At 39.5% G+C, this 9,414-nt stretch carries 21 protein-coding genes; all 21 read right to left on the bottom strand.

Features of this window, described 5'->3' with window-relative positions:
* The coding region (locus J2Y03_RS27580) for a hypothetical protein (protein ID WP_310200309.1) at window positions 1-91 on the bottom strand (91 nt) is incomplete at its 3' end.
* A gap of 175 nt (window positions 92-266) precedes the next feature.
* Window positions 267-656, bottom strand: coding sequence for a 30S ribosomal protein S11 (gene rpsK / locus J2Y03_RS27575; protein ID WP_066072366.1), 390 nt, complete (start codon window positions 654-656; stop codon window positions 267-269).
* Between the two features lie 21 nt (window positions 657-677).
* The gene (rpsM, locus tag J2Y03_RS27570) at window positions 678-1,043 is read right to left on the bottom strand and encodes a 30S ribosomal protein S13 (RefSeq protein WP_132096582.1); all 366 of its coding nucleotides are present in this window, start codon (window positions 1,041-1,043) and stop codon (window positions 678-680) included.
* A gap of 23 nt (window positions 1,044-1,066) precedes the next feature.
* Window positions 1,067-1,180, bottom strand: a complete 114-nt coding sequence (gene rpmJ, locus J2Y03_RS27565) for a 50S ribosomal protein L36 (RefSeq protein WP_000868344.1) — start codon at window positions 1,178-1,180, stop codon at window positions 1,067-1,069.
* Window positions 1,181-1,216: 36 nt separating this feature from the next.
* Window positions 1,217-1,435: a translation initiation factor IF-1 gene (gene infA, locus J2Y03_RS27560; protein WP_007085268.1), complete on the bottom strand. Its 219-nt coding sequence runs from the start codon at window positions 1,433-1,435 to the stop codon at window positions 1,217-1,219.
* Window positions 1,436-1,717: 282 nt separating this feature from the next.
* Window positions 1,718-2,368, bottom strand: a complete 651-nt coding sequence (locus J2Y03_RS27555; protein WP_310200306.1) for an adenylate kinase — start codon at window positions 2,366-2,368, stop codon at window positions 1,718-1,720.
* A 58-nt stretch (window positions 2,369-2,426) separates the two neighbouring features.
* A complete protein-coding gene (gene secY / locus J2Y03_RS27550; protein WP_310200304.1) occupies window positions 2,427-3,725 on the bottom strand; it encodes a preprotein translocase subunit SecY in 1,299 nt (432 codons plus the stop codon).
* A complete protein-coding gene (rplO, locus tag J2Y03_RS27545; RefSeq protein WP_310200302.1) occupies window positions 3,725-4,165 on the bottom strand; it encodes a 50S ribosomal protein L15 in 441 nt (146 codons plus the stop codon). The genes secY and rplO overlap by 1 nt, the downstream gene beginning before the upstream one ends.
* A gap of 32 nt (window positions 4,166-4,197) precedes the next feature.
* Window positions 4,198-4,380, bottom strand: coding sequence for a 50S ribosomal protein L30 (gene rpmD, locus J2Y03_RS27540; RefSeq protein WP_132096527.1), 183 nt, complete (start codon window positions 4,378-4,380; stop codon window positions 4,198-4,200).
* 13 nt (window positions 4,381-4,393) lie between these two features.
* Window positions 4,394-4,894 carry a 30S ribosomal protein S5 gene (rpsE, locus tag J2Y03_RS27535; protein ID WP_132096580.1) on the bottom strand — a complete coding sequence of 167 codons (501 nt, stop codon included), beginning with the start codon at window positions 4,892-4,894 and terminating at the stop codon, window positions 4,394-4,396.
* Between the two features lie 26 nt (window positions 4,895-4,920).
* Window positions 4,921-5,283 carry a 50S ribosomal protein L18 gene (gene rplR / locus J2Y03_RS27530; protein WP_132096525.1) on the bottom strand — a complete coding sequence of 121 codons (363 nt, stop codon included), beginning with the start codon at window positions 5,281-5,283 and terminating at the stop codon, window positions 4,921-4,923.
* Window positions 5,284-5,315: 32 nt separating this feature from the next.
* Entirely contained in the window at window positions 5,316-5,852 is a 537-nt protein-coding gene (gene rplF, locus J2Y03_RS27525; RefSeq protein WP_310200300.1) for a 50S ribosomal protein L6, read from the bottom strand.
* A 31-nt stretch (window positions 5,853-5,883) separates the two neighbouring features.
* Complete coding sequence (gene rpsH / locus J2Y03_RS27520; RefSeq protein WP_132096521.1) at window positions 5,884-6,282, bottom strand: 30S ribosomal protein S8; 399 nt, start codon at window positions 6,280-6,282, stop codon at window positions 5,884-5,886.
* 29 nt (window positions 6,283-6,311) lie between these two features.
* Window positions 6,312-6,497 carry a 30S ribosomal protein S14 gene (rpsN, locus tag J2Y03_RS27515; RefSeq protein ID WP_090767650.1) on the bottom strand — a complete coding sequence of 62 codons (186 nt, stop codon included), beginning with the start codon at window positions 6,495-6,497 and terminating at the stop codon, window positions 6,312-6,314.
* Between the two features lie 24 nt (window positions 6,498-6,521).
* Window positions 6,522-7,061, bottom strand: a complete 540-nt coding sequence (rplE, locus tag J2Y03_RS27510; protein ID WP_132096519.1) for a 50S ribosomal protein L5 — start codon at window positions 7,059-7,061, stop codon at window positions 6,522-6,524.
* Window positions 7,062-7,091: 30 nt separating this feature from the next.
* Entirely contained in the window at window positions 7,092-7,400 is a 309-nt protein-coding gene (gene rplX, locus J2Y03_RS27505) for a 50S ribosomal protein L24 (RefSeq protein WP_132096517.1), read from the bottom strand.
* A gap of 35 nt (window positions 7,401-7,435) precedes the next feature.
* Window positions 7,436-7,804, bottom strand: coding sequence for a 50S ribosomal protein L14 (gene rplN / locus J2Y03_RS27500; protein ID WP_090767641.1), 369 nt, complete (start codon window positions 7,802-7,804; stop codon window positions 7,436-7,438).
* Between the two features lie 40 nt (window positions 7,805-7,844).
* A complete protein-coding gene (gene rpsQ, locus J2Y03_RS27495; protein ID WP_310200295.1) occupies window positions 7,845-8,108 on the bottom strand; it encodes a 30S ribosomal protein S17 in 264 nt (87 codons plus the stop codon).
* Window positions 8,109-8,130: 22 nt separating this feature from the next.
* Complete coding sequence (gene rpmC, locus J2Y03_RS27490; RefSeq protein ID WP_132096513.1) at window positions 8,131-8,331, bottom strand: 50S ribosomal protein L29; 201 nt, start codon at window positions 8,329-8,331, stop codon at window positions 8,131-8,133.
* Window positions 8,321-8,755, bottom strand: coding sequence for a 50S ribosomal protein L16 (rplP, locus tag J2Y03_RS27485; RefSeq protein WP_045516533.1), 435 nt, complete (start codon window positions 8,753-8,755; stop codon window positions 8,321-8,323). Before rplP ends, rpmC begins: the two co-directional genes overlap by 11 nt.
* 1 nt (window position 8,756) lies before the next feature.
* Complete coding sequence (gene rpsC / locus J2Y03_RS27480) at window positions 8,757-9,413, bottom strand: 30S ribosomal protein S3 (protein WP_310200292.1); 657 nt, start codon at window positions 9,411-9,413, stop codon at window positions 8,757-8,759.
* Between the last annotated feature and the right edge of the window lies 1 nt (window position 9,414).

Genomic DNA, 9,414 nt, shown 5'->3' with positions numbered 1-9,414 from the left:
CACGCTCAAGTGGTTCTACGACGAACTTTCCGTACTTGGCATCATCGTTGATCTCAACCGTTTCGATTTTTGGTTTTTCTATTTCGATCATCAAATAACCCTCCTTCAAAACGTCGAACCTCGACTAGAAAATTAGCTAATCGAAATTCCCCCATGTATACGTTCCCGTTTTGTGCACAACAACTGGAATAAAATCTTCTGTAAGAACGGAAAAATTAGTATCATAACCCATTATAGACGCAAGATACAAATTCTATACAGAAAAATTAAACACGACGGCGTTTTGGTGGACGGCATCCGTTATGAGGTACTGGAGTAACGTCCTTAATAGCTGTTACTTCAAGACCAGCAGCTTGTAACGCACGAATTGCAGCCTCACGACCTGCACCAGGTCCTTTAACTGTAACTTCTAGAGTCTTCATACCATGTTCAATAGAGGTCTTAGCTGCAGTTTCAGCTGCCATTTGAGCTGCGAATGGAGTAGATTTACGAGAACCTCTAAATCCAAGCGCACCAGCACTTGACCATGAAATCGCATTACCATGAACATCCGTAATTGTTACGATTGTATTGTTAAATGTTGAACGAATATGCGCGATACCTTGTTCAATATTCTTTTTAACACGACGTTTACGTGTATTAGTTTTACGTGCCATTTAAATAACCTCCTTTGCCGATTACTTCTTCTTGTTCGCAACAGTCTTACGAGGACCTTTGCGTGTACGAGCGTTGTTTTTCGTGTTTTGTCCACGAACCGGTAAACCACGACGATGACGTAATCCGCGGTAGCAGCCAATCTCCATTAAACGCTTAATGTTAAGAGAAATTTCACGGCGAAGGTCACCTTCAACTTTTAATTTGTCGATGATATCACGGATTTTGTTTAGTTCGTCTTCTGTTAAATCACGTACTCGAGTATTTTCAGAAACACCAGCTTCTGTTAAAACTTTTTGTGCAGTATTTTTACCAATACCATAAATGTAAGTCAAAGAGATAACTACACGTTTTTCACGTGGAATATCTACACCAGCAATACGTGCCATAAATGAGCGCACCTCCTTCAAGATTAACCTTGTTTTTGTTTATGTTTAGGGTTTTCACAGATAACCATGACTTTACCGCGTCTACGGATAACTTTGCACTTTTCGCAGATCGGTTTAACAGATGGTCTTACTTTCATTATCCTAACCTCCTTAGTAATACGGAGTGCAAGCAACTATTTAAAGCGGTAAGTAATTCTTCCGCGTGTTAAGTCATATGGAGAAAGCTCGACAGTAACTTTGTCACCCGGAAGGATGCGAATGAAGTGCATTCGGATTTTACCAGAAACATGAGCTAGCACGGTATGACCATTTTCTAATTCTACCTTAAACATTGCATTTGGCAAAGTTTCAATGACTTTACCTTCAATTTCAATTACATCATCTTTGGCCATTAATTCGTCTCCCTTCTCGATTCAATTATTAGATCCGAAAATGCAAAGCAAATTCTTTTCATTCGTACAAAACAATAGCAACCTTGTAATTCTAACATAATGTTTGTTAACTGTCCGCAAGTAAATTCTACAATGTTTGGAATTTCAAATTCCACATGTAAGTCTTGCCCAACTCTCGGTCCTACATACTCAGTACAATAGAAAAGCCATTTACATCTACATACTTTTGAAGCTTATTGAAGAGATGTTCGAGAGTCGATTGCACATTTAAACTAATGGCCATTAACGTAAGTCCCCGACCAATTGCTTGATTACAGCAAATACTTTTTTAATATCCTGTTGACCATCAATTGAGCGCAGGTAACCTTTTGTTTCATAAAAAGTAAGCAATGGTTCTTGCTGTTTAATATTGACGTCTAATCTATTTTGTACGGTCTCAGCATTATCATCTGCACGTTGGTAGAGTTCTCCACCACATTTGTCGCAATTACCCTCTTTTGCAGGAGGATTGAATACTAAATGATAAGTTGATCCACAATCTTTACAGATACGACGACCTGTCAAACGTTCCATTAAAATACTTTTATCAACACTAATATTGATTACGTAATCAATCTTTTTATCTAGGTCAGATAATAGATTTTCCAATGCTTCAGCTTGAGGTACCGTTCTAGGAAAGCCATCAAGTAAAAAGCCATTTTTACAGTCATCTTTACTTAAACGTTCACGAACAATGCCGATTGTAACTTCATCAGGAACAAGTTCACCTTTGTCCATGAAAGACTTAGCTTCTAATCCTAGTTCTGTTCCTTCTTTCATCGCTGCACGGAACATATCTCCAGTAGAGATATGAGGGATGCCGTATTGTTCGACGATTTGCTCGGCTTGAGTACCTTTTCCAGCACCCGGTAGCCCCATTAATACTAAATTCACACGTGTTCCCCCTCGTGCTATTTATCGGTTTTAGGGAACGTATGTCCCCAAAACCACCTTATTTTATAAAACCTTTATAATGACGTTTAACTAGCTGTGCTTCAAGCTGCTTCATCGTATCAAGGGCAACACCCACAACGATTAGTAAGCTTGTTCCCCCAATTTGAGCCGATTGCGGAAGGTTCGCTATTCCAATGAAGATAATAGGAAGAATCGCAATAACTGTTAAGAAAAGTGCACCTACAAATGTTAAACGATATAGTACGCGTGTTAAGTATTCCTGTGTACTCCTGCCCGGTCTAATACCTGGGATATAACCGCTTTGCTTTTGTAAATTTTCTGCAGCTTGTTCTGGATTAACCTGAATAAATGCATAGAAATAAGTAAAAGCGATAATCAGAGCAGCATATAGGGTCATTCCAATTGGGTGGGAATAATCAAATACTCTTGTAATCCAAAGCGTTACATCATTTGTTGGAAAAAATGATGCAATAGTTCTTGGGGTTACAATAAAGGAAACTGCAAAGATTACAGGGATAACACCAGCAGCATTAACTTTTAACGGCATATGAGTGGATTGTTGTGCACCAGCATTACGACCGTTAACAGATCTTTGTTTTGCATACTGAATTGGAATTTTTCTTATCGCTTGTTGAATGAAAATAGTACCAACTACAATTGCGATTACAGCCAAGAGTATTAAAACAACCGTAACGATACGGAGGAATAACTGCTCACCAGCATTTTCAAACTGCTGTACATAAATTTGATTAACTGTATTAGGGATACTAGCAACAATACCTGCAAAGATGATAATGGAAATACCATTTCCAACGCCCTTTTCAGTAATTTGCTCTCCTAACCACATCAAAAATGCAGTACCGGCAGTTAAAACAACTGCAATTAATAAATAAGTACCAATTCCAGGATTTACGATTAATTGACCACTTGACATACTATTAAATCCGTAAGACATACCTAAAGCTTGAATAAAGCCAAGTACAATCGTGAAATAACGGGTAAACTGAGCTAACTTTCGGCGTCCAGCATCTCCTTGCTTTGACCATTCCGTAAATTTCGGAACAACATCCATCTGTAAAAGCTGAATAATAATGGAAGCAGTGATGTAAGGCATAATACCCATAGCAAGGATGGAGAAGTTTTGCAACGCCCCACCACCAAAGGTATTTAATATACCAAAGACACTTAATTTATCTTGTGCAGCCAAAATTTCAGCATTTACATTTGGAACAGGAATAAAACTGCCAAGTCGAAATACGATTAACATTAAAAGAGTGAAAATAATCTTTCTTCTAATTTCAGCCACGCGCATAAAATTGGAGATTGTCTGGAACATTAGATCACCTCAGTAGTTCCACCTACAGCTTCAATTGCTTCTTTGGCGGTAGAGGAGAATTTATGAGCTTTAACAGTGAGTTTTTTCTCTACGTTCCCTTTTGCAAGAATTTTGATTCCTGCTTTTTCATTCTTAACAACACCAGTTTCAATTAGAAGTTCTGGAGTAACTTCTGTACCCTCTTCAAACTGGTTAAGAACATCAAGGTTTACAATTGCATACTCTTTACGGTTGATATTTGTAAAACCACGTTTTGGTAAACGACGGAATAAAGGTGTTTGACCACCCTCGAATCCTAGACGGACACCACCGCCGGAACGAGCATTTTGACCTTTATGACCTTTACCAGCAGTTTTCCCTTGACCAGAACCGATTCCACGTCCTAAACGTTTACGTTCTTTACGAGAACCCTCAGCAGGCTTTAATTCATGAAGTTTCATATTGGCACCTCCTTATGAAAGAAAACAATCAATTATTGTTCTTTTACTGTTACAAGGTGAGCAACTTTCGTAATCATGCCGCGAATTGCAGCATTATCTTGGTGCTCAACTGTTTGATTTAATTTGCGTAAACCTAGAGCAGTAACTGTCGCTTTTTGGTCACCAGGGCGACCAATAACGCTTTTATTGAGGGTAATTAATAGTTTGTTTGCCATTTGATTTCCCTCCTTATCCTAGCAGTTCTTCTACTGATTTACCACGTAACTTGGCTACGTCTTCAGCACGTTTTAGTTGTTTAATACCGTCAATCGTTGCACGTACCATATTAATTGGAGTGTTTGTTCCTAATGATTTAGAAAGGATATCTCCTACCCCGCCTAATTCTAGAACAGCACGGACTGGACCACCAGCAATAACCCCTGTACCTTCAGAAGCAGGCTTTAGAAGAATTTCGCCAGCGCCAAATCGTCCAATTACTTGGTGAGGAACAGTAGTTCCAACCATTGGTACTTCGACTAAGTTCTTCTTAGCATCTTCGATTGCTTTACGAATCGCATCTGGTACTTCTTGAGCTTTACCAGTACCGAAACCAACATGACCGTTTTTATCTCCAACTACTACTAGAGCAGTGAAGCGAAAACGACGACCACCCTTAACAACTTTCGCTACACGGTTAACCGTTACAACGCGTTCTTCAAGTTCAAGTTTGTTTGGATCAATACGACGTATCATTATATGTGTCCCTCCTTTATCTATTAAAATTGTAGGCCGTTTTCACGGGCTGCATCAGCTAGTGCTTGGATACGACCATGATATAGATATCCTCCACGGTCAAAAACAACAGCAGAGATACCTTTTTCTACCGCACGTTTAGCAACTAATTCTCCGACCAACTTAGCAGCTTCAAGATTGCTTGTAGATTCAAGGTTAAGATCTTTTTCCATAGTAGAAGCACTTACTAATGTAACTCCACTCATGTCATCGATAACCTGTGCATAAACATGCTTATTTGAACGGAAGACATTTAGACGTGGACGTGCTGCAGTACCGCTAAGTTTCGAACGAACTCGAGCATGTCTTTTCTTCCGACTAGCATTTTTATCAAGCTTCGTAATCATTTACGTCACTCCTTTCGTTTACCTAAGCGGCATTACTTACCTGTTTTACCTTCTTTACGACGAACAAATTCACCTTCGTAACGAATTCCTTTACCTTTATACGGCTCTGGAGGACGAACTTGACGAATATTGGCTGCTAATGCACCAACACGTTCTTTATCTGTACCTTTAATTGTAATCTTTGTATTAGCAGGTACTTCGATTTCAAGACCAGCTTCTGGTTCAAACTCTACTGGATGTGAATATCCAACATTTAATACAAGCTTGTTACCTTGCTTTTGAACACGGTAACCAACCCCGATTAATTCTAATCTTCTTTCGAAGCCCTTGGAAACACCTTCAACCATGTTCGCAATTAACGCACGAGTTGTTCCGTGTAATGCGCGATGTTCTTTTACATCAGATGGACGTGTGATTGTTACTAGGTTTTCTTCGATTTTAATTTCGATATCTGGATTAAAAGAGCGAGTAAGTTCGCCTTTTGGACCTTTAACAGTAACGGTACTATTATTTAAAGTAACCGTAACACCTGCAGGGATTTCAATAGGTTTTTTTCCTACGCGAGACATTTAGTGCACCTCCATTCATTCAGAAACTATATTACCAAACGTAAGCTAATACTTCTCCGCCAACTTGTTTAGCACGTGCTTCTTTATCAGTTATAACACCATTTGAAGTTGATACTAATGCGATACCAAGACCATTAAGGACACGTGGTACCTCAGTAGATTTTGCATAAACACGAAGTCCAGGCTTGCTTATGCGCTTAAGACCAGTGATAACACGTTCATTATTAGAACCGTACTTTAAGAAGATACGGATAATACCTTGTTTGTTGTCTTCAATAAATTCAACATCACGAACGAAGCCTTCACGCTTTAAGATTTCAGCGATTTCTTTTTTGATATTAGAAGCAGGCACTTCTAACTTTTCGTGACGCACCATATTCGCATTACGAATGCGAGTAAGCAAATCAGCAATCGGATCTGTCATGACCATTATTTTTACCTCCTTCCCAGACTTGGGGTTTACCAGCTAGCTTTTTTGACACCAGGAATTTGTCCTTTGTATGCTAATTCACGGAAACAAATACGGCAAAGCTTAAATTTACGGTATACAGAGTGTGGACGGCCGCAACGTTCACAGCGAGTGTACTCTTGAACCGCGAATTTAGGCGTGCGTTTTTGTTTCGCTATCATTGACTTTTTAGCCACGTTTTCGCCTCCCTTATTTAGCGATTACTTTTGGAACGGCATTCCAAATTGTGTTAATAGTTCACGTGCTTCTTCATCAGTATTAGCAGTCGTTACGATAACGATATCCATACCACGAACCTTGCTTACTTTATCGTAATCAATTTCAGGGAAGATTAATTGTTCTTTAACACCCAAAGTATAGTTACCGCGACCATCGAATGATTTTTTAGAAACACCACGGAAGTCACGAACACGAGGTAAAGAAACAGAAACTAATTTATCCAAGAATTCGTACATGCGCTCACCGCGAAGTGTAACTTTTGCACCGATTGGCATACCTTCACGAAGACGGAAACCAGCGATTGATTTCTTAGCACGAGTTACAACAGGCTTCTGACCTGTAATGGTAGAAAGTTCTTCAACAGCATTATCTAATGCTTTTGCGTTAGCAACTGCATCACCAACACCCATGTTAATAACAATCTTATTAAGTTGTGGAACTTGCATTACTGATTTATAGTTGAACTTGCTCATTAGAGCAGGTGTTACTTCTTTAACAAATTTTTCTTTTAGGCGGTTCATACATAGTACCTCCCTTCTTATTTAAACTATTTATTTATCTAGTAATTCACCGGATTTTGCCACGCGTACTTTTTTGCCATCAACATTTGTATAACCTACACGAGTTGGGTTACCAGACTTAGGATCGATAGGCATAACGTTTGATACATGAATTGGTGCCTCAAAGCTCATAATTCCGCCTTGTGGATTCACTTGAGAAGGTTTAGCGTGTTTTTTCACGATATTAATACCTTCTACTAGTACACGGCTATCTTTAGGATAGGCTGCTAGGATTACTCCTGTTTTGCCTTTATCCTTACCGGAGATAACTCTTACTTTGTCACCTTTTTTAACATGCATTCGTAAGCACCTCCTTAAAGGCATTTGAATTTAAATTATAATACTTCTGGAGCTAAAGATACAATTTTCATAAAGTTGCTATCGCGAAGTTCACGAGCAACTGGTCCGAAGATACGAGTTCCACGAGGACTCTTATCATCCTTGATAATTACACATGCGTTTTCATCGAAACGAATGTATGTTCCATCAGGTCGACGAGCACCGCTTTTCGTACGAACGATAACAGCCTTAACAACGTCACCCTTCTTAACAACGCCACCAGGTGTTGCTTGTTTCACTGTACAAACGATAACATCACCAATACCCGCAGTTTTACGGCCAGAACCGCCAAGAACTTTAATGGTAAGTACCTCACGAGCACCAGAGTTATCTGCAACTTTTAAACGTGATTCTTGTTGAATCATGTGTGTAACCTCCCTTCGGAATGATACTTAATCCGAACAATTAAATAATAACTGCTTTTTCTGTAACTTCAACTAAACGGAAGCGTTTTGTAGCTGATAGAGGACGAGTTTCCATGATACGTACAACATCGCCAATCTTAGCTTCATTTTGCTCATCATGAGCCTTAAACTTTTTAGAGTATTTAACGCGTTTACCGTAAAGAGGATGCTTTTTGTGGGTTTCGACTAAAACAGTAATAGTTTTATCCATTTTGTCAGAAACGACCCGCCCAGTGTAAACTTTGCGTTGATTACGTTCACTCATTATGTGAACCTCCTCTCAATTATTACTTGTTAAAGCTGATTTCTCTCTCACGAATCACAGTTTTCATGCGAGCAATCGCTTTGCGTACTTCACGGATACGAGCTGTATTTTCAAGTTGGCCAGTCGCTAATTGGAAGCGTAGGTTGAAAAGCTCTTCTTTTAAGGATTTAACTTTTTGTTCAATTTCGGCAGTGGTAAGGTCTTTAATTTCATTAGCTCTCATTTGATTCACCACCAATTTCTTCACGTTTTACGAACTTACATTTAATTGGAAGTTTGTGCATTGCAAGACGAAGTGCTTCACGTGCTACCTCTTCAGAAACACCAGCAATTTCAAACATTACTTTCCCTGGTTTAACAACAGCTACCCAGCCTTCAGGTGCACCTTTACCAGATCCCATCCGCACCTCAAGAGGTTTTGCAGTATAAGGCTTATGCGGGAAAATTTTAATCCAAACTTTACCGCCACGTTTCATGTAACGAGTCATTGCAATACGGGCAGCTTCGATTTGGCGGTTAGTGATCCAAGAAGCTTCAGTTGCTTGTAAGCCGAATTCACCGAAAGTTACTTCAGTTCCACCTTTTGCGTTACCACGCATTTTTCCACGGTGTTGACGGCGATATTTAACGCGTTTTGGCAATAACATATTATTTGCCTCCTTCCGCAGGTTTCTTCTTAGTAGGAAGGACTTCTCCCTTATAGATCCATACTTTTATGCCAAGCTTACCATAAGTAGTATCTGCTTCAGCATGAGCATAGTCGATATCAGCGCGAAGTGTATGAAGTGGAACTGTTCCTTCGCTGTAGTGTTCTGCACGAGCAATATCTGCACCGCCAAGACGACCTGATACCATAGTCTTAATACCTTTAGCTCCTGCACGCATAGCACGTTGAATTGCTTGCTTTTGTGCACGACGGAAAGATACACGATTTTCTAATTGACGAGCAATATTTTCAGCAACTAATTTTGCATCAAGATCTGCTCTCTTGATTTCAAGAATGTTGATGTGTACACGTTTGCCAGTTAATTGATTTAAAGCTTTACGAAGTGCTTCAACTTCAGTACCGCCTTTACCGATAACCATACCAGGCTTAGCAGTATGAACTGTTACATTCACACGGTTAGCCGCGCGTTCGATTTCAACTTTAGATACAGAAGCATCCTTCAAACGCTTCGTGATATACTCACGAATTTTAAGGTCTTCATGTAAAAGATCAGCGAAGTCTTTACCTGCGTACCACTTAGATTCCCAATCTTTGATGATTCCGATTCGCAAACCGACTGGATTTACTTTTTGACCCACA

The sequence above is a fragment of the Neobacillus niacini genome (assembly GCF_031457145.1).
GTDB lineage: Bacteria > Bacillota > Bacilli > Bacillales > Cytobacillaceae > Neobacillus > Neobacillus niacini_J.
The sequence above is the reverse complement of the archived record's forward strand: the minus strand, read 5'-3'. Positions and strand labels throughout refer to the sequence as shown.